The sequence below is a fragment of the Paenibacillus germinis genome, assembly GCF_013141785.1.
In the GTDB taxonomy this organism is placed as follows: Bacteria; Bacillota; Bacilli; order Paenibacillales; family NBRC-103111; genus Paenibacillus_E; species Paenibacillus_E phytorum.
In genome coordinates this window covers 14,198-37,575 of the sequence record NZ_WHOC01000158.1, presented here as the reverse complement: position 1 = coordinate 37,575, position 23,378 = coordinate 14,198, and the positions used below count along the sequence as shown (strand labels likewise).

The window sequence follows — 23,378 nt, the reverse complement described above, 5'->3', positions numbered from 1 at the left end:
TAGACGAATTCATAAGAATTTAGGTGATAAGTATGAGGAAATACCGGGTGTTAATCGTTGATGACGCCATCGTAATGAGAAATAGGATTGCGAATCTTTTTGAACAAGATGAACAATTTACAGTGGTAGGATTCGCGGTTAATGGTGCCAATGCGCTGGATAAAATTGTAGAGCTGCAGCCAGACCTTGTAACACTGGATGTAGAGATGCCCGAGCTCGATGGACTAGCTGCTTTGCGTCAAATTATGACCTTCCATCCTGTGCCGGTTATTATGCTGAGCAGCTGCACGGAAGAATGTTCAAATGTTGCCTTGCAAGCTCTGGAGCTAGGGGCTTTGGACTTTTTCCAGAAGGAGACACTATTCCAAAGAACACAGAATGCGCTGATGGAAGAAGAATTTCTATTACGGTGTAAAACCGCAATGAGGAAGAAACTGTTCCTACGGAATGAGACGAGTATGCTGGGGAAAGAGCAGTCGATCAAAATTCACTTGGAAATGCTTACATTCCTACTTAAAATGGAAGAGGATATGCTTCATTTTCACGATGAGCTGCAGGATCAAATTAAACAACAGAATGGACTTCTCGTTAAATTTCATAAAGAGGATCATAAATTTATCTATACAACTTGGCAGGGATCACTATTTAACCGACTTGGTATCAAGGAGAATCTCGCGGTAGGCAAGGATTTGTTTGCGATTTTCCCGAAAGATAAAGCCGACCTCATGGCTCCCTATTATCAAGCGGCATGGGACAATGAAGAAGTCATTGATTTCGAAACGGAATGGCATGGTTATTATTACTTAACCGTTCTTCGACCAATCAAACGAGATGGTGTAATGACAGAAGTCATTTCGCTAACGGTAGATATTACGGAGTCGCGAAGCATGGAGGAACGTATCCGCTTTTTAATCCATCATGACCCTCTGACAGGGCTTCCGAATCGACATGGGTTAAGTAAATGGATCGAGGACGCAATTGCGCAGCAGGAACGTTTTGCTGTTGTATTCGTGAATTTGGATCACTTCAAACTGGCCAACGAAACGTTAGGTCATGATACAGGGGACAGAATTCTTCAAGTTATGGCCCGCAGATTGAAAAATAGTACCATGATCAAAGATGTTTCTGTTTTCAGAGTGGGCAGTGACGAATTTATTGGTTTGGTTAAGCACCATTCGTTAGCTGAACTGGAAGGGTTCGCACATACGATTGTTCAGACTATTAATCAGCCTATTCGCATCCAAGATCATGAAATATATATGTCTCCCTCCATTGGGATTAGCCAGTATCCGCAAGATGATATAGACCCTGACAATCTGATTCGCTTTGCAGATATTGCTATGGAATACGCCAAAGAATTGGGCGGTAATCAAGTTCAATATTTCAATTCGCAAATTTATGCAAAAATAGAACGTAGAATTAAGATTGAGAAGCATTTGAGAAAAGCATTGGAGAAAAATGAGTTTATTCTGGTGTACCAACCGCAGGTCAATCTATTAGTGAATCAGATCGTTGGATTTGAAAGTTTAATTAGGTGGGAAAGCCCTGAACTGGGACGCGTATCACCTTTAGAGTTTATTCCTATCGCAGAGGAAACTGGATTAATTTATCCGATTGGAAAATGGGTTCTTAGAGAAGCATGCAGCCAGAATAAGAGCTGGCAGGAGTTAGGTTTTCCCAAGGTTTCAATGGCTGTCAACTTATCTTCTAAGCAGTTCTATGATCAGTCACTCAAAGAACAGATTAACAGCATACTTCAAGAGACAGGACTCGAACCGCAATATCTAGAATTAGAGATAACGGAAAGCATGACGATGGATGTTCAAGTTGCCTTAACGACTTTAAATAGTTTCAGAAACATGGGTCTGAAGATTGCTATGGATGACTTTGGAACAGGTTACAGCTCGCTCAGCTACTTGAAAGAATTCCCGATCCATCATTTGAAAATTGATCAATCCTTTGTGAAGGATATCTCGGTTAATCCTACCAATGCAGCCATTGTAAATACGATCATAGCGCTAGCACGTAACCTAAAGCTAGTTGTGATTGCAGAAGGGGTAGAGAACGACGACGATTTAAAGATTCTGCAGGAATTCAATTGTGACACCGTACAGGGATATTTATTTAGCCGCCCGGTAGAAGCAAGCGAAGTACCCGAGATATTTGATAGGTTTTCATGCAATCGAATTGCGAATACATAAGAATCATCCTAACGCCAAGACAGCGACTATCGGTTCTGTGGCGTTTTTGTTATTTCATATTTCTGGTAAAAAATAGTGTAGACCTGCCATAATTCGACATATTATAATAGATGATAGAAACAAAATAGGTACAAAGGAGGGGTTTTAGTGGTTAAGGTGCTTATTATCGAAGATGACATCATTATTGGACAAATGATAAGCATGTATCTTTCGGAAGATCAATTTGACGTGAAACAGTCGGTAAATGGACATGACGGAATGAGGGAAATCGTTCATTTTCAGCCTGATGTGATTTTATTGGATCTCGTGTTGCCAGATTTTGAGGGTTTAGAGCTATGCGGGGCCATTAGGGGACTAAGTTCCGTTCCTATTATTGTGATATCGACGAAAACAAACATTAAGGAGAAGGTGGAAGCCTTTAATATTGGGGCTGATGACTATCTTTGTAAGCCGTTTAGCATGCAAGAGTTAAAAGCACGCATCAAAGCCTCGCTACGCATGTCGGACATACAGGTTCCTGCTGCCGATGGTTCGGAAGGAACAGAGTCAGAGTCACAATATCATGATTTTACACTGGATGTAGAGCGCAGGTTGATTGTGATCAAAGATCAAAAAATTGATATCACCAATTCCGAATTTGAAATTATGAAACGTTTTATTCACTATCCCGGCAGAGTGTTTAGACGCGATGAGCTTATAGATACTTTATATCGGATGGGCGATATCGTGAATGATCGCGCGATTGATGTACATATTACGAATCTCCGTAGAAAAATAGAGCAGAATCCAAAGGAACCTCAGTATATTAAAACCGTCTGGGGTGTTGGTTATAAATTTGTCCATCTTTCGGCTATTTAAGGTGCGCAACTAAGCGATGAGGTGAATAGCAGTGCTCAAAGATCTACTGAACAATTTCTCGATACTGGCTGTTTTTATTTTCTTGTCTATCGAGATTTTCTATTCTTCTAGATTAAAAGCCGCAGCAAGATGGAAATATCGCATAATAGCAGGGTTGATGCATGGGATCTATGGCGTCATTCTAACTTTCCTTGGCGTACATGTTACTGCCAGACATATATTGGATTTAAAAGCGATTGCCATTCTGATGGCTACATTCATTGGTGGAGGAATTTCTGGTTTTATTGCCACCATGATTATGATTATTGGCAGGACGATGATAGATCCTTCTGTTTTCTTTCGAATCTCTACTCTAGGACTGCTCATATTTGCGGGAACCGCGCTAACCAATCATTACGTTCACAGTTATTGGAGAAAATGGACATTATTAATTATGTGTCCTATCAGCGTTTTGTTCGTTGATATGGTACTCATCTATCATATTCCTGTTTTCGAGTTAGTCATTCCAGCTTTACTTCTGCATTTGGGAGGGGGCTTATTCGCAGCAGCGCTAATCCGCTATTTCTTAAGGGCAGAAGAGCTAAGGAGTCAGGTAAGTCATATCCAACAAGAGTTGATGGATATTCTTCGGCTGCAGCCTGGCATTACATTTAAACTTAAGAAAATTCATAATCAATTTATTTATTCGATGGTTGATGGTCGGTTTTTACGAAATCTCGGACTATATCCACAAGATTTATTAGGTAAAAATATACAATCAATCAAAGGTTTTACTACTGAATTCACAACGTTTATCATAGGGAAATTTGAAGAAGCGTGGAAAGGGAACATAGTTGCTTTTGAGAATCAAATAAAGGGCAAGATCGTCTTTACAACCTTACAACCTGTATTTGAAGGTGAACAGGTAGTCGAGATTATCGGCTCTACGACAGATATTACAGAGAGAACAGCAGCAGAGCGGCGTATTCAGGAAAGTGAAGCACGTTATCGTATCCTCGTTGAGAATTCACAGGAAGGAATTCTTGGGTTCACGAAGGAAGGCGAGATTACCTCTGTTAATCAAATTGTTTCCCTAATGACCCATGCGACAGCTGCGGACATGTTAGGCAAAAAAATAACCGAATTTCTCCCGGAAGCGGAGCAAATTCGTTGGGATTCTCATTTCCAAGAAGTTATTCTGAATGGTGGTAATGTACGTTTTGAAATGAGCATTCCGTCCTTTACGGGTGTTCTTCGAGATTATTGTGTCACGCTTTCGGTCTGCCATGATGCGAGTGGCGAATTGGAAGGTATTGTTGGAACGGTACACGATTTCACAGAAGTAACCATGCGGCATGCCGCTGATCAAGCGAACCAAGCCAAAAGTCAATTTATAGCCAAAATGAGCCACGAAATTAGAACTCCCTTGAACGGTATCATTGGCCTTTCTCAACTTCTCGGGAAAACCTCGCTCTCAGACCATCAAAAGGATTATCTACATAAAATAACATCTTCATCCCATACGCTGTTAGGCATTATTAATGATGTTCTTGACCTTTCCAAAGTAGAAGCGGGAAAACTCGAAGTAGAACGTACCGGCTTTCAGTTAGATGAACTTCTTAAGGATCTCTCCAGCATACTAAGTGTCTTATCTGATAGTCGCCAGATCGAGCTTATTTTTAATACAGCCGCTGAACTGCCCAACCATATTCTTGGGGATCCGCTGAGACTGAAACAAGTACTGCTTAATCTTTGCAGCAATGCGATCAAATTTACTTCAGAGGGCTATGTGATGCTTCAAATTGAGTTGGAACCACACACGTCCATAGAAGAAATTATGCTTAGCTTTACCATAGAGGATAGTGGAATAGGTATATCTCCAGATCGTTTAGCCTTTATTTTTGATCCTTTTTCTCAGGCAGATGGATCTACGAGTCGTGAATATGGGGGAACTGGATTGGGACTTACGATCAGCCAACATTTGATTGGGCTTATGGGTGGGTCTTTAACAGCTGAGAGTGTAGAGGGTAAAGGAAGCAGATTTAAATTTACACTGCCTTTTCAAGTCATAGAACTCGCTGATCCAGATGAATGGGACTTAACGAAAGATCATACGACGTATCAAATTTTGCTGGTCGAAGATCATCCCCTGATGCGCAGCAGTTTACGGGACACTTTGGAGTCGTTTGCCTTAATCGTTTCGGAGGTGTCTTCCTGGAAAGCTATGTTTGAACAGATGAAGACGTTAGGAACCGATGACGACAAGTACGATTGTATTCTGCTTGATATGGAAATTGAAGATATGTATGGCATAGATACATGGAACACATTTATCGAGTCGATCCAAAGAGATCGGACGCTTGTTGTTTGCTTAACTTCACCGCTTGGCAAAGAAGAAATGCTGAAACTTCCGATAAGCGCGAGACCTGATGCCGTCATGGTTAAACCGATTTGCCGTCTAGATCTATATCAAACGTTGGAATCCCTGTTCAATCCGCATAACCGATCTCCAAGAAGCGGCAGGCCTTTGCAGACCAAGTCGTCCAGCGTTAGCAAGAAAGGGCGAATTCTTCTCGTAGAGGATAACGAAATTAATCAGCAGGTTGCCTTGGAGTTTCTAAAGGAGCATGGGTTTGAGATCACGATAGCGGAAAATGGCCGGGAAGCCATTGAAAAACTGGAACACGACGAATACGACTTGATTTTGATGGATATTCACATGCCAGTCATGGACGGTGTTGAAGCGACAGCGCACATTCGTCAAATCCCCAACTATATGAATATCCCCATCATTGGACTGACGGCCAACGTAGTTAAACAGGATCATGAAGATTATATCCGTTACGGTATGAATGACGTCATTAGTAAACCTTTGGATATTAAACGTCTCTTTAGCGTGATTAGTAAATGGATAGAACCATCTACTTCAATAGGGGCTAGTCAGACGAAAACAATCCATTTTTATAAGCATATTGAAGCGATAGATTGGCAAGCTGCACTTGCCCGTCTAGAAGGAAAAGAAAGCATTTTAATCGTCATGCTTCAGTTGTTCAAGAAAAATTATACAACTTTTGTTGAGCAACTAACGCGGAGTATCCTTGATGAGGATTGGAAGGCTGTCAAAAGGGCTATACATACACTTATCGGAGTTGCCGGAAGTATTTCCGCAAATCGATTGCATGAAGCAGCAAGCTACCTGGAACTTGCCGTTTTGCAAAAAGAAGATTTCCATGATCAGCTCATCGAAGTGGCAGAGGAAATAGAGCGTATTATCACATTTATCCCAAATGAAACTTCTTAGTGAGTGGAACTGCCTATATCAATTTCAGATACAAATGTGATAATTCCAGCCATTGTTGAAGGATGACCCCGGCAGTATGATGAAGGTAAAGAAAGACTTATTACTTTCATAAACAGGAAGGGGATAGCTGCCATGTTTGTTAGGAAACAAGATCGTATGTCACCTATCACAGAAGAGCAATATGAGCAGTTCGAAAGAGATGGGTATTTGCTTATAAAGAAAGGCTGCAGCAGCGATCTCATTGATGCTTTTAATGGACACATCTTTGATATTCGTAACCAAGCAGAAATACCCAATTGGGCAGCCTGTGAAGAAAGCAAAAAGTTCTCCCTGCGGTTGTTTAATCCGCATAAGCATGACAGCTTTTCTCGCCAAATGATGAAGCTTCCCATCATCCGAGGTGCGCTAGCTCAATTAATGGGCAAAGAGGCTAACTGTGTGCAAAGTATGTACTTTTACAAGGAACCAGGTTCACCGGGACAGGCCTCACATCAAGACTACTACTACATCAAGAATGATCCTATGACGATGATTGCCGCTTGGATCGCTTTGGAAGAAGTCGTGGATATCGAAAATGGATGCCTCTGGGTCATCCCTGGCACACATAAGCTTGGATTGCTGCCCCACGGTGCAGTGAAAAATATAGAAGAGCACGAATCATGGACAGATGAGACAGAAGGCATTGACCTTAGTAAGCAAATCCCGGTCGAGATGGAAAAAGGAGATATCCTATTCTTTAGTGAGCTGCTCATCCATTCGTCCAATAAAAATCGAAGCAAGGATCGTTGGCGACGTTCCTATGTATGTCATTACATTCGCGAGGATTCGTTTGTTACTCAGAGGGAAGATTTGAGAGAAAAATTTCCGTTGTATTAAGAGCGTGGATAACAACGTGATAACAAGAAAGCTAACTCTTTTTTCAGCTAAGGCTGGAAAGGGTTAGCTTATTTTTATTTACACACATATATATAAACGTTGGCCATCCAAGTCAAGTATACAGGTATGCATCGATAGTTGACGTGGGCATCTGGTCTGAGACGATGTAATTCATCGTTAAAGTAAGGGGAATGCTCGAAACCACCTCCATAACGATGAAAAACATGCTTAGAACCGAGAAATATGGTCATCATCCACAAATTGATGTCTGAGACGATGAAATTCATCGCTAAAGTAAGGAGAATCCTCGAAATCACCTCTATAACGATGAAAAACATGCTTAAACCGAATAAGGTGGTCATCATCCGCAAATTGATGTCTGAGACGAACAGGTTTTTAAAGCGGTACGCATGCTTCTATCTATCGAGTTTAAAATACGAAGAGCTTGCTCTAACAGTTACAGGGGCAATGCGGCCTAATAATGGATCGTTATGTGTAGGCATCGATGTTCATAAGACAGTCGAAACCCTCGACCGAACGAGACAAACAAATTTTCTCGAAACATTAGCTAAGGTAGCTATAGAAACAGTACTTTATCATAAGAAAAAAGAAAAAGATGCTCAAGAGAAAAGTAGTCTCTGAGCTTCTTTTTGTTCTGATATAATACACATTTCAGTACTTAAGATTAAATTTTTATTATTTCAATTAATTTTCTATACGGTTTAAGTCTAGTCATGCTGTATTTAAGTTTGAAACAATCAAGTAGTTCATCTTGGGTACCCTTTGTGTCTAGAATATCTAAAACATCGTATCTTAAAATGAGATTCTTAAATTTATAGTTTTCACTATAAAGTGAATTTATTAGTATGAGCTCAAACTCAGCATTTGACCATTGGGCACGTAGCATACCAAAATAATACCTTCTATCACCTATTATTGGTTCTCTACCTGTTTCCTCTTTTACTTTTTGTTGCTCTTTCACATTTTCAACCACATTGTTTACTATGAATTTTACTATGCGATAGTTATTTCTCATATAATGTCCAATACTATTGCCATATTCTTCGTGAATATCTTTATAGACAACATCTAGTATTCCTTGGTCAATTGTATCAAAATAATTGAAGATCTTATTGGAATATTCTTGTTTCGTCCTATGATTTTGATACCAATCTCTAAATCCTTTCTCAGGATTTTCGGTAAGGAATTGTTTATAGCCCAGCTTGTCCTCGTAAATATCTTTTAACTCTAAGATTGCTTGTCGACCAGAATAAGTATCTTTTGAGTACTTAATAATAATATTATTAACAATTTGGTGATGTAAGGACAACATATTAAAAAAAGCATTGTCTATTTGTTGAACTTTCGCTGTAGCATTTCCTGTCTTAAATTCCTCTCGTGTCTCAGTTAATTCCTTTCTTTGTAACTCTAGCTCTTTTTTTTGCATCACGATAGCAGCTATTACAAAAATTATAGATGCTAATGTGAATAATCCCACGGTCGTACCTCCGAAGAAGTCACCAACAACACCCAAATCATCAAATTGATCGTATGTGATATTCCAACCTAATTTATAAAGAATTATAAAAGGTAGAGAAATGGCGCATGCAATTACCAGAATTCCGATCCAAATTACCCAGTTCTCTTTTTTTTGATAAAATCTTTCGTCTTTATCTAAAGACTTATTTTCATGGTTTAACAAAAACATATCCTCCTAGAATCCATTTTTTAGTAATTCCTATTATAACAAGTAATCAAATGATTTCTAGCAGAAAAATTAAATTTATATGTCTAGTGTTGGTTGGAATAGCTTCGGAAGCCAGGCCTATCTCCGGTGGTTAGTGAGACGCTTTTTATTCAAAAATAACTATAATTAAACTCCCCAACTTACACATAAAGGAACTTCATACCCTACATAGAAAAGTGTTAATAAGACTGAGAACTAGAAGGAGATAGATGAATGGAAAATGAGTTGGAGAGATGGATCATAGAAGCAGATATAGCAAGTATGCAGCAAGCAATGAATACGGGGCGGGTTACTTCGGAACAATTGGTTCATGTATATCTAACCCGCATAGAAAAGTACGACTCCATATTAAATACTATTCTAGAAATAAATCCAGACGCTATCGACATAGCCAAAGCTTTAGATGAAGAACGAAAAGTGAAGGGCAGCCGTGGATTCTTACATGGTATCCCTATTCTGCTTAAGGATAATATCGATACACACGATCGTATGCATACAAGCGCCGGTTCTATCGCATTAGCGGAATCCTTCGCAGCAGCCGATTCCTTCGTTGCAGATCAGCTTCGAGCGGCGGGGGCTGTGCTTCTTGGTAAAACGAATATGACCGAATGGGCAGGCTACATGTCAGGCGATATTTGGGCGGGCTATAGCTCAAGAGGTGGTCTCACCTTAAATCCTTACGGCCCTGGCGAATTATTCGTAGGTGGTTCAAGCTCTGGCTCAGCAGCAGCCACGGCAGCGAATCTAGCAGCAGCGGCGATTGGAACGGAAACATCGGGCTCTATCATCAGCCCCGCCAGCCAGAATAGCTTAGTTGGCATTAAGCCAACGATTGGATTAGTTAGCCGAACGGGCATCATCCCAATTGCTCATAGTCAGGACACTGCGGGGCCTATGGCAAGAACGGTCAGTGATGCAGCGATTTTGCTTGGCGCTTTAACCAACATGGATGAGCGTGATGTTGAGACGTTAGCTAGTAAAAGACGTTCTTTCCAAGACTACACCCCATTCTTAGACGCCAATTATTTGCAGAAAGCTAGAATAGGGATCCCGAGATTTTATTATCATGAATTAGACAAGGCTCGGCTTGATATTGTAGAGGCGGCTATCGCCGTTTTGAAACAAAAGGGTGCTACAATCGTTGATCCGGTGGTGCTTCCATGTGAGCAGACGCCTTGGGATGGCAATGTCATGAGGTATGAATTTAAGAAAGACTTGAATGATTATTTATCCAAATTGTCAGGCAAGATACCCGTCCATTCATTGGAAGACGTGATCGCCTATAATGAAGCTCATGCAAATCAAGCATTGAAATATGGGCAAGGAACCTTAATCTGGTCTGAGGAAACGAGCGGGACGCTAACGGAACAAGCCTATTTGGACAGCAAAAAGAGAGATAAAGAGATGTCGTGTGAGCAGGGGATTGACCATGCATTAAAGGAGCATCAACTGGATGCACTCTTATTCCTAGGGGCTGAGGGTGGGACAGATCTTGCGGCAAGAGCCGGTTACCCGTCCATTACTGTACCGGGAGGGTATGCGGCAACGGGGATTATCGCACCGGGCGGGTATACAACGAAGGGACCACAAGGGATTACCTTTGTAGGAACGGCATTTAGCGAACCCACTTTGATAAAAATTGCTTATGGGTTTGAGCAGGCAACGAAACATCGCATTCAACCCGAGTTAGCAACTGCTGCGAAAATAGAGGTAGAATAAAATGATGAATCTAAGAACGATGGTTGTTGGATTAATCGACGATCATGTGGCTAAGGCATTCATTCGGTTATGGGAACATGAGGAAGGAACATTAAAAGTTTGGCGAGCAAGTTCTAACTTCGTATATCGATTTGAAAATAAAGGTAAGAAATACTTTTTGAGGTTTTCTTTTGAAGGAGAACAGGCCCTGGAGCAAGTAGAAGCTGAACTTGATTTCATAAATTACTTAGCCTTATCTCATTATCCTACAATTGTGCCTATACGTTCTAGCAAGGGTAAGCTAGTTGAAAGAGTAACGACAAGTGAAGGGGCATATATTGCTGTTGTGTTCAGTGATGCGGAAGGGGAAAGTTTAGATTGTGATCAAATGAATGATTCGCAAATGGAGGCGTGGGGGAAATCACTTGGCAGCTTGCATGTAAGGTCACAGGAATATGAACCTCCAAAAGAAATAAAGCGTAAGGATTGGCGAGATGGACTGGATCATATTGCAGTGGCATTAAATCGTCATCCACATGAAAAAGAAGCCTTGATGGAGCTGGATAACCTGAGGATTTGGCTTTATTCTTTAAAGCAATCCAAACATGAGTATGGTCTCATTCATTATGATTTTCAACAGGATAACATTTTCTGGCATGCAAGTACGTCGCAATTTCATGTTATTGATTTTGATGATGCTATGTATCATTGGTATGCGATGGATATTGTTGCAGCTCTTGCTGACGTGTTGGATAATACAGAGAGGGATTCCAGCAGTCAGGTAGAAATTTTTCTGAGAGGCTATACAGCGATTTGTCCATTAGACAAGCAAATGATAGAACACTTTCCAAAGTTCTTAAGGTTCTCTAAACTCTATAGCTTTTCAAGAATCCTAACAGCTTTGGAGGATAGTGATCTATCAAATACGCCACCATGGTATGCAGGATTGAAATTAAAGCTCATGAAAATGACGGACGAAATGAGACTTGGTTTCAGCAATCCATGGTGACCTAATGATTAACGGAACATGAGGAGGATCACAACTTGGAAATAAGGCGTTTATGGCAACAAGATATACCGCAAGTACAAGCACTAATGATTGACGTGGTGTCACGTCTTCCTTCTGATGCGCTTTATTCGATGGACCGCTTGGAGGCACTATACGAATATGTCCAAGACAAGGGAGAGATGTATGGCACTTTTCAAGGTGAAAAGCTTGTTGCTTATACGGTTATCGCATTTCCCGGTCTAAGTGCCAGTAATCTAGGACGAGAGTTTGGAGTGCCGGAAGTCGATCTACCTAGAGTTGCTTCTCTAGAAGGATCCATTGTACATGAGTCGGTCAGGGGACAAGGGCTGCAGCGGCATTTTCATACTTTGAGGGAAAAGCGCGCGCGTGAACAAGGCATATTATACCTCTACGCAACCGTACATCCTGACAATGCTATAAGTCGGCAAAACTTAGAAACAGCAGGCTTCACACTTCAATTCACCCGTCCGATGTATGGCGGTCTTCTAAGGCATTGCTATGCGAAGAAGCTTGAAGTACTAGACTAGTATGTTATTTGGTAACGGCAAGCTCTCTAACTTTTTTCCACGCATCCAAATGCTTTTCCAAATTACCGACTAAGGTATTGAGATCATTCAGAAATTGTTCTTTATCACGAGCATCGACGTCTAAGGCTTCAATTTGAAAATCACTAGTTGTAGGAAATGCGTTAAGCATTTGCAGAAGTTTGCTTTGAATTGGGCTAGTTGTTGGGCTAATTGTTGTACTAGTTGAAGCTGCAGACAGCTCGTTTTGTATCGACATTTCTGATTTATTGTCCGGGACTATTTCCTTGGATTTCTCCACTTTTGTCGGAGCTTTTGCAGCTGCAGGCTTGGCTCGTTCTGCTCGATTGTTTTGAAAGACGGACCAAGTTTCGACCAGATCATGACCTGTTTTATAGAGAAGCTTCCCTTTGGTGCTTTCTGAAATATCTTTATCTTTGAACATGCGAGCAATCTTTTTGACATCACTGACAGGCATTTCATCTCTGGCAATAATCAAAGCTAGCGGATCGCGGTGCTCGATCGGTAAATCTTTGATAGGCAGCAGCTGGTCCTCGGTCAACTTGTCTTTCCGAATTTCCGTGCCGCTCACGATCAGCTTCTTGACTGAATTTCCAAACTTTAACAAATCACATTTGTTTTTGATGTAAGTTTCTGGCTTGCCCAGTTTGCTAGAAAGGTATTTAATAGAGGAACTGAATTTGGAATCATTCATAAGTTTGTGGAAGGCCTCGGCTTCCTCAATTGGGGAAAAGCCTTCTCTTGTTAGATTCTCCGCAATCTGTTCTAAATAAATCTCCAACTCATCCGTTACGGTCGATACGATACAGGACATGGTGGGGCGTCCCAGCATTTTGCTAGCTTTGTATCTCCGGTTCCCGTAAATAATTTTGTACCGGTTGTCAGACGTTGTTCTCACTTTAATCGGAGAGAGTAAGCCAATCTCCTCGATGCTTTTCATTAATTCTTGGAGCGCCTCTTCATCGAATTGATATCTGGGCTGATCCGTATCCTCGTCAATTAAATGCATGGGAATTTCATGTATATTCATATTCATTTTCTCCATTCGTTCAGGTTGTCCTTGGATTATTATATAACAAGGAACAAAATCGTGGAAATACCAATCATGCTACTAGATCGGAGGTCAATCATGTTTTCATGTAAAATAAGTGATGAACTGGAACTAAAGCTACTAGAAGTCAGGCATGCAGATGCCTTATTCCAGTTGGTCAATCAGAATCGTGCTCATTTAGCGAAATGGCTTCCATGGGTTGATAAAACAACACAAGTAGAAGACACGAGAGCTTATATTGAATCAGAGCTTAGCCGCTTTGCAAAGAACAATGGCTTTTCTTGCGGCATTTTTTATCGAAATGAAATTGTTGGATGTATAGGTCTCCATGAAATTAATTGGGGGAATAAGCATTCGTCGATTGGATACTGGCTTGCAGAAGGGTATCAGGGGAAAGGGATCATGACTGATTCTTGTAGATGTATCGTGAGCTACTCCTTGAAAGAGTTGAAATTAAACCGGATCGAAATAAGAGCTCGGACGGATAACTTCAAGAGCCGCGCAGTACCGGTGAGGTTGAAATTCAAGCATGAAGGAACAATTAGACAGGCTGAGTTCAGTTATAGCATCTTTCATGATCATGAGGTTTATGGGATTTTGGCAGAAGAATGGGAGTAAATGGAGTGGGAACTTTAGCGAAACACACCAAACTGCATTACGGCTGGATTGTTGTCCTGGTGACCTTCTTTACTTTGATTGTATCGGCGGGTATACGCTCGGTGCCTAGCATTTTCATGCTTCCCTTTGAAAAAGAGTTCGGATGGGGCCGAGCGGATGTATCCTCCGTTGTCTCAATTAATATTTTCCTATATGGTCTGATGGGGCCATTCTCGGCTGCATTGATGGAGCGTTTTGGTACCCGCCGGGTGGTTTTGATCTCCCTCATTTGCATCGCGGCCAGCCTTTCGCTGACGCCTATGATCACGGCTTTGTGGCAGTTTCATTTACTTTGGGGGGTCATTGTGGGGCTTGGAACGGGTTCACTTGCCAACGTGCTCGGTGTAACAATCGCGAATCGATGGTTCACTCAGAACAAAGGCGTGGTGGTTGGCATTCTGACGGCCAGCGCGGCGACAGGGCAACTGCTGTTTCTACCTCTTCTAGCTAAAATAACGGTGGACGTCGGTTGGCGCTATGCCATTTACACAGCAATTGCTGTGATTGCGGTGTTAATCCCTGTTGTAGCGATCTGGATGCGCAATCATCCCTATGACATAGGCGCTGCTCCTTATGGGTCAGATCAAGTCATCAAGCCTGCCGAATTCAAAGGCAACATCTTTATGAACCCTCTGCTTACCCTTCGAGATGCCAGTAAGAACAAGACATTTTGGCTGCTTGCGGGGACGTTCTTTTTCTGCGGTTTCTCCACGAATGGGTTAATTGGTACGCATCTTATTCCCGCCTGCGGGGATTTTGGCATTCCTGAAGTAACCGCAGCGGGATTGCTGGCGCTCATGGGCATCTTTGATCTGGTCGGGACGACAATGTCCGGTTGGTTGACCGACCGATTTGACGGGCGTTGGCTGCTGTTTTGGTACTACGGGCTTCGCGGAATTTCGCTTATTTTTCTGCCGCAAGCGCTTGGTTTAGGCTACACGGAGCTTCTTATTTTTGCCGTTTTCTACGGCTTAGATTGGATTGCAACCGTTCCGCCAACCGTGAAGATCGCATCGGATATTTTCGGCAAGGAGAAGGCAGGCATGGTTTTTGGTTGGATTGTAGTAGCACACCAGCTCGGGGCATCCTTTGCTGCCTATGAGGCAGGTCTGCTGAGAGATTTGCTCGGCAGCTATTCGCTACCCTTTCTTATGGCGGGCTTCGTCTGTATGATTGCTGCCATTATGGCAATACGTATAGGGCGTACAGGAACGGCAGCCAGAGCGTTGTAAAATCGGAAAACAAGAAGGGCCCAGCCAATCTAGGCATGGTCCTTCTTGTTTTTTCTCATCCATTTTTGCAAAGTAATACCAACATCAATAAAAAGATTGCATCGGAAGGTTTATAGATGAAATAATAGAGGGTGATGATGTCGAATTGTGGCATAAAACTTTCATATGACTTAGGGGTAGAGTAGCATGAAAATGATTCAAAACACGATAATAGCTCTAATTTTCGTCATATTAGTTTCATCGTCAGAGTTTGTTCTTAATAAGTATAAGGACTCCTTACTCCATGAGCTTGAAATTACGGAACAGTCCCAATTATCCTCGAGAGCATTGGCTTTACAATCCGTTATTGACCGTAATTTTAATATGATGGTAAGCCTGGAAGCTTATGTGAATGCGAATTACTTGCAAAACAAAGACGATAAAGAAGTCATGGAATACATTTCCTCTCTTTATCTTGGCGCTCAGGGATCAACGTTAAATTTAATTATTGCGCCTAATGGCGTTATGAAGTTCGTTTATCCGATACAGGGCAACGAAAGTATATACAATTGGGATTTACTGAAGGATCCCCGCGCCAGTGTTCAACAGCAAATTTCAAAAGCTTTGCAAACTAAAAAAATGACTATGAATGGCCCATTTCAATTACTGCAGGGCATTAATGGTTTAGTCGCTCGAAAGCCGATCTATCAAGATGGTGTTTTTTGGGGCTTCGTATCTATTGGTGTTAATCTGGATCAACTGCTTGTCGAAGCAGGGATTAAGAATAGAGATTTAGGGGATTTACAGATTTCCATCCGCAATCCTGGAGAGCCTGCGTTTTTTGGCGACGATTCTATTTTTCAAGAAAATCCGATGATGGCCACCATTGAGCATACAGATACCAAATGGGAGCTTGCTGCGCTTCCGCAGGCAAGTGCTGTTCAGAGTATTAAGCATCAAATCACATTAATACGCACCGCTTTTATGCTTGTTCTGCTAATCGGTCTCATCTTTATCCTGTATATCGTTAGACAGCGGGATAAGTTATACCGATCGGTAAATGAACGCACACAAGAGTTACAGTTTGCAAATGAGGATTTGACTGCTGTGAATGAAGAGCTTCTGGCAGGACAACAGGAACTGCACGATTCAACCAAACGCTTGTTGGAATCCGAACAAATGCTATCGTACATGGCTTATCATGATGTTCTGACAGGGATACATAACCGAGCCCACTTTCAAATGATCTTAAAAGAACAAATTGTACACAACGAAATTAATCGTACATCCCTTGCTATGCTTTTCTTTGATCTGGATAACTTCAAGATGGTTAATGATTCGCACGGTCATCATATGGGTGATCTTATGCTGCAGGAAGTTGCTAATCGTATTGGACAATCAAACCTTTCCTATCATACGTTTGCCAGATTTGGTGGGGACGAGTTTGCCATCCTATTAGAAGATTGTCCAAGTGAGAAGGAGATTCAGCTCTTCTGTGAACAATTAATAGAAATCTTAAAGCCGCCTTGTTTGTTATCGAATCGCTCTTTTTTCATAAGCGCCAGTATTGGTATCGTACAGTATCCTTATGGGGGTGTGACTTGGGAAGCGTTGCTCAAGAATGCGGATATTGCCATGTACATAGCCAAAAAAGAGAGCGGCAGCTCATACAGCTTCTTTAATCAGCAAATGGCAATGAATTCTCTATCAAAGCTGGAGATGGGAAATCATCTGCGTCAGTCACTTGACCGGAATGAACTCGAAATTGTGTATCAACCGCAGGTTGATTGTTTATTGGGCAAAATTATCGGCGTTGAAGCACTCTTGCGATGGAATCATACAACCAAAGGATATATTTCTCCAGCTGACTTCATTCCTCTAGCAGAAGAAATAGGTACAATTGCAAGTATTGGTGAGTGGGTTCTGAGAGGTGCTTGCAAACAGATGAAGGCTTGGCACAGCATGACGATTGAACCTTTAGCGATATCAGTCAATCTATCGGTCAAACAGCTGAATGATGAACGTTTTGTTGATAAAGTGAAACAAATTTTAGAGGAGACAGGCCTGGAAGCTAAGTATTTGGAGATGGAAATTACTGAAAATTTCGCGATGCAGGATGAACAACTGGACGCACTTAGCAAGCTTCGCGGGCTGGGCATTGCGATATCCGTCGACGATTTCGGTACACACTACTCCTCTCTAAGTTATTTGAAAAGGTTCCCTGTCACCAAAATCAAATTGGACCAATCATTTGTCCGCGGCGTACAAACGGATGACAAGGATCGAGCGATGATCAAAGCGATTATTTCTGTAGCCAATTCGTTTCAATTGCAAATTATTGCGGAAGGTGTTGAAACAGAAGAACAGGCGGACTTCTTAGTCAATAATGGCTGCAGTCAAATTCAAGGCTATTACTTCTTTCGGCCCATGTCTGCCGAACAAGCACTGCCTGTGTTACAGGAATGTTTACAGCCTAAGCTTGCCTTTCTTGAATCAAACCCATCTGGTCATATTGAATAAATAACAAAAAAATCTCCCCCGCTGAATGATGAGCGAAGGAGATTTTTTTAGAGTTGAACGATTTGTTTTTGTTTATTTTTGAAATAGACCCAATGTTTGAAGCCGATCTCTTTTAACGTCTTGCTAACTTCTTCCCAATCATCAGCAACTCGGCTTGGCAGATGAGCATCTGAACCGAAGGTTACTTCAACACCATAATGCAGCGCTTGCTCCAATATTTCATTGGAAGGGTACCAGCCGCCAACATCCTTCGTTTTTCCTGAAGTGTTGATTTCAATCGCTACGCTAGCTTCTCCGATGATCTTCAACGTTTCGTTAACCTTAGGTGTGGAGATATCAGAGAAGGCTGGATAGAAGCCTTTCATTGCATCGATATGCCCAAGAATATGGAACATGCCGGAACGTGCGGACTCCGCAATAAGGTTATAATACTCCTCTTTATGCTGAATTTTCTGCTCTTCATTTAAATGTTTCCACCTGTTGCGATTGAAAATACTGACCCCACCAGATAAATGAACAGAGCCAATGATGTAATCGAATGGATATTTCGCGTATTCTTGCCGGTAAACTTCGACATGCTCAGGGAAATAGTCAGACTCAACACCTAGAAGCACATCAATTTTTCCTTCATATTCTTTCTTTAGATGCAGAACTTCCTCGATATACCGGGGGAATTCGCTCTTAGCCATGGCGATTAAAGGTTGAGCTTGGTCATCGGGGCTCCCAAAATAAGGGGAATGGTCAGAAATCCCGATGACTTGCAATCCGCCGGCAATAGCGGCTTCGATATAATCGCGAATTTTATCCTTAGCGTGTCCACATCGGTCATGATGGGTATGTAGGTCGAATTTCATCGAAAATAACCTCCTTAGAGTTTTGCTTTAGCAAAACTGGCATCGTAAGCATGAACCTTAGAGTTTTGCTTTAGCAAAACTGGCATCGTAAGCATGAACTTCAGAGTTTTGCTTTAGCAAAACTGGCATCGTAAGCATGAACTTTTATTCTGAGCCGAGAAACTGGGTTTCCGGCATTCCTTTTAGATCACGAAGGAACTGCTGCATCGCAGAATTTAAGTAGCGTCCTGACTTATATACTACACCTACAGGATGCGTAATATCCAATTCGTTCACTTTGACCATTTTCAAAGTTCCATGTCGCAGTTCATCTGCGACAGAAAGCTTGGAGATGATAGCGACCCCAAGATTTAATTCCACCATGCGCTTCACTTCTTCGCTGCTGGAGAGCTCCATCACAATGTGTGGAGAGACATCATAGGCTTTGAAGATTTGATCGACGAATCGTCGCCCGGCTGTTTCCGGAGAAAGCATAATGAATGGAATGTTGCGCAGCTTCTCAATAGATAAATGGGCAAATCGACTAAGAGGATGGTGCGTGGAAACAATCAGCTCGAAAGTATCATAATAAAGCACCGAAGTTTCTAAGGCTTGGTTTTTTTCGAACAAATACGTGATGCCAATATCAATTTGGCTATTCTCCACTGAAGTCATGATTTGGGAAGAGGTCATCGAGTGAATGGTCGTCTTGATCAATGGGAATTGGTCTTGGAAATAGGACAGCACCCTCGGTAAAATCTGCATGGCAATCGACGTTGTTGTGCCAATGTGAATATGACCTTGCGGTGTATGATGTAAATCGGATAGTCGCTGCTTGAGATCACTGGCGATCCGCAGCATTTTTTCTGCATGCTCTAAGAAAAGCTTACCACTATCGGTTAAAGTAACAGGCTGATTGCGATCAATGAGAATTGTGCCGAATTCGTCTTCAAGACTCTTAATTTGTGCGGAAACGGCAGGTTGGGTCAAGTTGAGAATTTCGCCAGCTTTTCGAAAGCTCATTGTTTTGGATATGGTGAGCAATGTTTCTAACTGGTTCATATTCATGAGCATACCTCCTGCTTTTTTATATTAAAGATACAAATAAAATTTATCGGAATTGTAAAGAACATAAAAACCTTTTGTAACCCCATTATATGATAGGAATACCAGAATCGGCAACATTTCAGAATAAAGATGGACAACCAAGCACAATATAGCCAGGAAATTAGGACGAATATAGCCAATTTTCGTTGCTAATTACTCAAATTTGATTATAATACTTTATATATATTAAATAAACTATGAAGGAGATTCAATTTATGTCGTTAACCCGTAAGTCAAATACAACGTGGACCGTTGTGGCGTTGATGTTGGGACTCTTACTGGCTTCGCTGGATCAGACCATTGTATCAACAGCGATGCCAACGATCGTGTCCAAACTAGGCGGTTTCAGCCAATTCGTCTGGGTTTTTTCTGCGTATTTAATTGCGAATGTGGCTGCCATGCCTATTTTCGGTAAACTATCCGATATGTATGGCCGAAAACTATTTTTTATTATCGGTATTATTGTATTTATGATTGGTTCAGCCTTATGTGGAACGGCAGGATCGATGACCGAACTTATCATCTACCGCGCCATTCAAGGTATCGGGGGCGGTGCCCTTATGCCGATTACTTTCGCGATTATTTTTGATATTTTCCCACCAGAGAAACGGGGTAAAATGCAAGGGCTGTTCGGAGCTGTATTCGGACTATCCAGCGTATTGGGGCCGATTATTGGCGCTTACTTCACCGACCATGTGACTTGGGAATGGATTTTCTTTATCAATCTACCTCTTGGCATAGTGTCCTTAATATTAATTATTTTCTCTTATCACGAGTCCGTGGAACACAGTAAGGCGAAAATTGATTGGGGCGGTACTATTTTCCTAACAGCATCGATTATCTCCCTCATGTTCGCGTTGGAACTTGGCGGTAAAGAATATGCTTGGGATTCCTTACAAATCATCGGGTTGTTTGTAGGTTTTGCTGTTCTCTTAGGTACATTTATTATGATTGAAAAATATGCAGCAGAACCGATCATCCCACTTGATTTGTTCAAAAATCGTCTATTTACTGCCAGCATGGGTGTCAGTTTCGCTTATGGTGCGGTTTTGATCTCAGCCGGTACATACATACCTTTATTCATTCAAGGTGTATTTGAAGGCTCAGCTACAAGTGCAGGCTCTACTTTAACCCCAATGATGCTTGGTGTTGTTGTCAGCAGTGCACTCGGTGGGCGCTTTATCGGTAAGTTCTCTTATCGCAATGTCATGCTTGTTTCCATAGCCTTACTTCTGCTTGCAACTTCACTTTTAGGCGGACTCTCCATCGATTCCAAACGCTGGTTAATTACAACCTATATGATTCTCTTAGGTCTTGGGCTTGGCGCTTGCTTCCCGATAACATCGATGTCTGCGCTGCATAAAATAGATTTTCGCCGAAGAGGCACAGTGACCTCACTTGTTGGTTTCTTCCGTTCCGTAGGTTCGGCAATCGGGGTAGCGGTGTTTGGCAGCATTCAAGTCAACTCGCTAAGAGATAACATTACAACATCCCTTCAGGATCCAGCGATGGCCGAGAAGTTTCATGATGCGCGAATTCTACTTCAGCCACAGGTCCGTGCAAACATTCCCGCTGAAGTTTTACACAAGCTCCTTACAGCATTGGCGGATTCCATTGCTGTTGTTTTCCAGACGACCATCGTTCTGGCTGTAATCGGTCTTGTGTTCATCTTATTCATGGGTAACGCTAAACTTGAAGTGGGAAGTGCTCCAGTCAAAGAAAGCGCACCAGTAGGACACTAGGAGGTTAACATCCATGTCGATGAAGCTCGTCATTCTCGGACTGTTAATGGAAGCCAATCGGCATACTTATGAAATTCGGCAGACGATGAAAGAAAGAGGCATGAACAACTACATGAAGCTGCAAGACGGCTCGCTGTATTATGCGATGGATCAACTCCATAAGGATGGACTCGTAGAGGCACTTGAAGTTATACGTGATACGAATCGTCCGGAGAAAACGATCTATCAAATTACCGCAGCCGGGAAATTAAAGTTTCAAGAACTATTAGTGGAACAATTGCATGAAGAAATCAAGCACTATCATCCGCTTTATGTCGCTCTGCCTTTTTCCGTGCATGGGGATCAGGCGAAGATTGCCGACATTCTTGAAAATAAGATTATGGCCCAAAAAATGGTTATGAACAAGATGAAAAGTTTGTATGAAGAACACATCTCCATTGTTCCAAGAGTTGTCTTACAAATGATGGTGGGCGCGTACAAGCGCGCATTTAGTGAACTGAAATGGCTGGAGCAGCTGCAGAAGGATGCAAGAGAAGGCCGCTTGCAAGAGAAGAATTCCCCGCTGGAAGTTGACTGGGACCGTATTGAATAGAAGAAAAGCCGCAACTGCTCTTGTTGAGTGCAGTTGCGGCTTTTTATTTGAAAGTCATATAGGTAATTCCACCTCGGTAGCGAAATAAAAGATCCTTAAAGTAACTATTTCTCTCACTCATCCTACTTTAGTGTGTAAAACATCCTTAACTCCGGCTTAGCTCACGCATATAGGGTAACTCCACCTCGGTAGCGATCTATAACATCCTTAAAGTAGCTACTTCCTCCGCTAATCCTAATTTAGCGATGAAAAACATCCTTAACTCCGGCCAAACTCACTCAAATGGGTTAAATCATCGCGGTAACGATATAAAACATCCTTAATGTAGCTACTTCTTCGGCTAATCCTAATTTAGCGATGAAAAACATCCTTAACTCCGGTCAAACTCACTCAAATAGAGTTAAATCACGCGGTAACGATATAAAACATCCTTAAATAGCTACTTCTCACACTCATCCCAATTTAGCGATGAAAAATATCTTTAACTCCGACCAAACTCACACAATTGGCGCAAACAGCTATTTTTATCAGACAGCAATCACTGAGATACTTAGCATGCAATTGGTGCTGGGCCGAGTTAGTTGGTATTTACCGTTTACGGAATTAGTCCTTGTTGGATATAAAAGTAAAACTATAAACTGTCAATTCCGTTGAACTGCTCGATGAAGTGCTGCAAATCATCGCAGATCAAGTCCGGCGTCAAGCCCGCCGACGCCAGCTGCTCTTGCACGTTGTCCGCCATGGCGACACCGGTCAACACAAGCGCCGTGCGGCATCCCGCCAACCTGCCTCCGCGGATGTCGGTATGCACGTTATCGCCGATGACCCACACATCGGCGGCAGGCAGCCCGAGCCGCTCGATGGCGTAAGCCATGATGATCGGCGAAGGCTTGCCGATCACCACGGGCTCGACGCCCGAGGCGGCGGTGATCGAAGCTGCCAGGGAGCCAGCTCCTGGCATAAGCCCACCATCCGACGGCAGCATGCGGTCGGGATTGGTTAACACATAGGTCGCGCCATGCTTCAGATGGCGGACCGCTTCGGTCAGCTTCTCATAGGAGAAGCTGCGGTCAATGCCTTGGACGACGTAATTCGGCGTCGTCTCAGCACCCAGGGCGAAGCCGGTCGCCTCCAAGGCGATCCGTAGTCCGGCTTCGCCGACCATATGCACGCGGTTACCTCCGCGCTGCTCGGTCAAGTACTGAGCTGCCGCCTGCGAGGAAGTATAGACGGCCGCCGCTGGAACCTCTATGCCGAGCTCTTGCAAATGCTCGGCAACCTGCTCTGGCGTACGAGACGAATTGTTCGTCACGAGCAAATAAGGCAGTTGCTGCTGCTTAAGCCAATGAATGAATGCCGCGGCATGGGGAATTGGTTCATGCCCCCGGTACAGTGTACCGTCTAGATCAATGAGAAAACCTTTCATTTTG

At 42.4% G+C, this 23,378-nt stretch carries 17 protein-coding genes; 12 read left to right on the top strand and 5 right to left on the bottom strand.

Annotated elements, in window-relative coordinates; all coding sequences use genetic code 11:
• The first annotated feature begins 32 nt into the window (after positions 1-32).
• The 4 genes from GC102_RS29710 to GC102_RS29695 all read left to right on the top strand — a co-directional run bounded on the left by GC102_RS29710 (position 33) and on the right by GC102_RS29695 (position 7,215).
• Positions 33-2,201 carry an EAL domain-containing protein gene (locus GC102_RS29710; protein WP_171692717.1) on the top strand — a complete coding sequence of 723 codons (2,169 nt, stop codon included), beginning with the start codon at positions 33-35 and terminating at the stop codon, positions 2,199-2,201.
• Positions 2,202-2,348: 147 nt separating this feature from the next.
• Positions 2,349-3,059: a response regulator transcription factor gene (locus GC102_RS29705; RefSeq protein WP_171692716.1), complete on the top strand. Its 711-nt coding sequence runs from the start codon at positions 2,349-2,351 to the stop codon at positions 3,057-3,059.
• A gap of 31 nt (positions 3,060-3,090) precedes the next feature.
• Positions 3,091-6,339 (top strand): response regulator, encoded by a 3,249-nt coding sequence (locus tag GC102_RS29700; RefSeq protein WP_171692715.1) that lies wholly within the window; start codon positions 3,091-3,093, stop codon positions 6,337-6,339.
• A gap of 132 nt (positions 6,340-6,471) precedes the next feature.
• Positions 6,472-7,215: a phytanoyl-CoA dioxygenase family protein gene (locus GC102_RS29695; RefSeq protein WP_171692714.1), complete on the top strand. Its 744-nt coding sequence runs from the start codon at positions 6,472-6,474 to the stop codon at positions 7,213-7,215.
• A gap of 685 nt (positions 7,216-7,900) precedes the next feature.
• On the opposite strand, the gene GC102_RS29690 is transcribed toward GC102_RS29695, so the two are convergent.
• Entirely contained in the window at positions 7,901-8,923 is a 1,023-nt protein-coding gene (locus GC102_RS29690; RefSeq protein WP_376769420.1) for a putative phage abortive infection protein, read from the bottom strand.
• A 252-nt stretch (positions 8,924-9,175) separates the two neighbouring features.
• Here GC102_RS29690 and GC102_RS29685 point away from each other — a divergent pair, with 252 nt between their 5' ends.
• Genes GC102_RS29685 through GC102_RS29675 form a run of 3 tightly spaced genes read left to right on the top strand, consistent with a single transcriptional unit; the run spans position 9,176 to position 12,217 of the window.
• Entirely contained in the window at positions 9,176-10,681 is a 1,506-nt protein-coding gene (locus tag GC102_RS29685; RefSeq protein WP_171692712.1) for an amidase family protein, read from the top strand.
• Between the two features lie 46 nt (positions 10,682-10,727).
• Entirely contained in the window at positions 10,728-11,669 is a 942-nt protein-coding gene (locus GC102_RS29680; protein ID WP_312883407.1) for a phosphotransferase enzyme family protein, read from the top strand.
• A gap of 35 nt (positions 11,670-11,704) precedes the next feature.
• Positions 11,705-12,217 carry a GNAT family N-acetyltransferase gene (locus GC102_RS29675; protein ID WP_246321188.1) on the top strand — a complete coding sequence of 171 codons (513 nt, stop codon included), beginning with the start codon at positions 11,705-11,707 and terminating at the stop codon, positions 12,215-12,217.
• A gap of 4 nt (positions 12,218-12,221) precedes the next feature.
• Here GC102_RS29675 and GC102_RS29670 read toward each other — a convergent pair whose 3' ends face one another.
• On the bottom strand, positions 12,222-13,265 hold the full coding sequence (locus tag GC102_RS29670) for a ParB/RepB/Spo0J family partition protein (protein ID WP_171692710.1): 1,044 nt from the start codon (positions 13,263-13,265) through the stop codon (positions 12,222-12,224).
• Between the two features lie 99 nt (positions 13,266-13,364).
• On the opposite strand from GC102_RS29670, the gene GC102_RS29665 reads away from it, so the two are divergent.
• The 3 genes from GC102_RS29665 to GC102_RS29655 all read left to right on the top strand — a co-directional run bounded on the left by GC102_RS29665 (position 13,365) and on the right by GC102_RS29655 (position 17,674).
• Positions 13,365-13,904, top strand: a complete 540-nt coding sequence (locus GC102_RS29665) for a GNAT family N-acetyltransferase (RefSeq protein WP_171692709.1) — start codon at positions 13,365-13,367, stop codon at positions 13,902-13,904.
• Positions 13,905-13,909: 5 nt separating this feature from the next.
• Positions 13,910-15,175: an MFS transporter gene (locus GC102_RS29660; protein ID WP_312883406.1), complete on the top strand. Its 1,266-nt coding sequence runs from the start codon at positions 13,910-13,912 to the stop codon at positions 15,173-15,175.
• A 186-nt stretch (positions 15,176-15,361) separates the two neighbouring features.
• The gene (locus tag GC102_RS29655; protein ID WP_171692707.1) at positions 15,362-17,674 is read left to right on the top strand and encodes a bifunctional diguanylate cyclase/phosphodiesterase; all 2,313 of its coding nucleotides are present in this window, start codon (positions 15,362-15,364) and stop codon (positions 17,672-17,674) included.
• Positions 17,675-17,721: 47 nt separating this feature from the next.
• Here the strand turns inward: GC102_RS29655 and GC102_RS29650 are convergent, their stop codons facing one another.
• Positions 17,722-18,528, bottom strand: coding sequence for a histidinol-phosphatase (locus GC102_RS29650; protein ID WP_171692706.1), 807 nt, complete (start codon positions 18,526-18,528; stop codon positions 17,722-17,724).
• A 144-nt stretch (positions 18,529-18,672) separates the two neighbouring features.
• Entirely contained in the window at positions 18,673-19,575 is a 903-nt protein-coding gene (locus GC102_RS29645) for a LysR family transcriptional regulator (RefSeq protein ID WP_171641147.1), read from the bottom strand.
• Positions 19,576-19,829: 254 nt separating this feature from the next.
• Between GC102_RS29645 and GC102_RS29640 the strand changes: the two genes are divergently transcribed.
• Together GC102_RS29640 and GC102_RS29635 are read left to right on the top strand one after the other, a co-directional pair.
• The gene (locus tag GC102_RS29640) at positions 19,830-21,356 is read left to right on the top strand and encodes an MDR family MFS transporter (RefSeq protein WP_171692705.1); all 1,527 of its coding nucleotides are present in this window, start codon (positions 19,830-19,832) and stop codon (positions 21,354-21,356) included.
• A gap of 13 nt (positions 21,357-21,369) precedes the next feature.
• Positions 21,370-21,948 carry a PadR family transcriptional regulator gene (locus GC102_RS29635; protein ID WP_171692704.1) on the top strand — a complete coding sequence of 193 codons (579 nt, stop codon included), beginning with the start codon at positions 21,370-21,372 and terminating at the stop codon, positions 21,946-21,948.
• A gap of 631 nt (positions 21,949-22,579) precedes the next feature.
• On the opposite strand, the gene GC102_RS29630 is transcribed toward GC102_RS29635, so the two are convergent.
• Entirely contained in the window at positions 22,580-23,374 is a 795-nt protein-coding gene (locus tag GC102_RS29630; RefSeq protein WP_171692703.1) for a TIGR01457 family HAD-type hydrolase, read from the bottom strand.
• Positions 23,375-23,378: the final 4 nt, after the last annotated feature.

Coding starts and splice junctions, on each gene's coding strand:
- GC102_RS29710 (WP_171692717.1), top strand. CDS start 33: ATGAGGAAATACCGGGTGTTAATCGTTGATGACGCCATCGTAATGAGA.
- GC102_RS29695 (WP_171692714.1), top strand. CDS start 6,472: ATGTTTGTTAGGAAACAAGATCGTATGTCACCTATCACAGAAGAGCAA.
- GC102_RS29690 (WP_376769420.1), bottom strand. CDS start 8,923: ATGTTTTTGTTAAACCATGAAAATAAGTCTTTAGATAAAGACGAAAGA.
- GC102_RS29685 (WP_171692712.1), top strand. CDS start 9,176: ATGGAAAATGAGTTGGAGAGATGGATCATAGAAGCAGATATAGCAAGT.
- GC102_RS29670 (WP_171692710.1), bottom strand. CDS start 13,265: ATGAATATACATGAAATTCCCATGCATTTAATTGACGAGGATACGGAT.
- GC102_RS29665 (WP_171692709.1), top strand. CDS start 13,365: ATGTTTTCATGTAAAATAAGTGATGAACTGGAACTAAAGCTACTAGAA.
- GC102_RS29655 (WP_171692707.1), top strand. CDS start 15,362: ATGAAAATGATTCAAAACACGATAATAGCTCTAATTTTCGTCATATTA.
- GC102_RS29650 (WP_171692706.1), bottom strand. CDS start 18,528: ATGAAATTCGACCTACATACCCATCATGACCGATGTGGACACGCTAAG.
- GC102_RS29645 (WP_171641147.1), bottom strand. CDS start 19,575: ATGAATATGAACCAGTTAGAAACATTGCTCACCATATCCAAAACAATG.
- GC102_RS29640 (WP_171692705.1), top strand. CDS start 19,830: ATGTCGTTAACCCGTAAGTCAAATACAACGTGGACCGTTGTGGCGTTG.
- GC102_RS29635 (WP_171692704.1), top strand. CDS start 21,370: ATGTCGATGAAGCTCGTCATTCTCGGACTGTTAATGGAAGCCAATCGG.
- GC102_RS29630 (WP_171692703.1), bottom strand. CDS start 23,374: ATGAAAGGTTTTCTCATTGATCTAGACGGTACACTGTACCGGGGGCAT.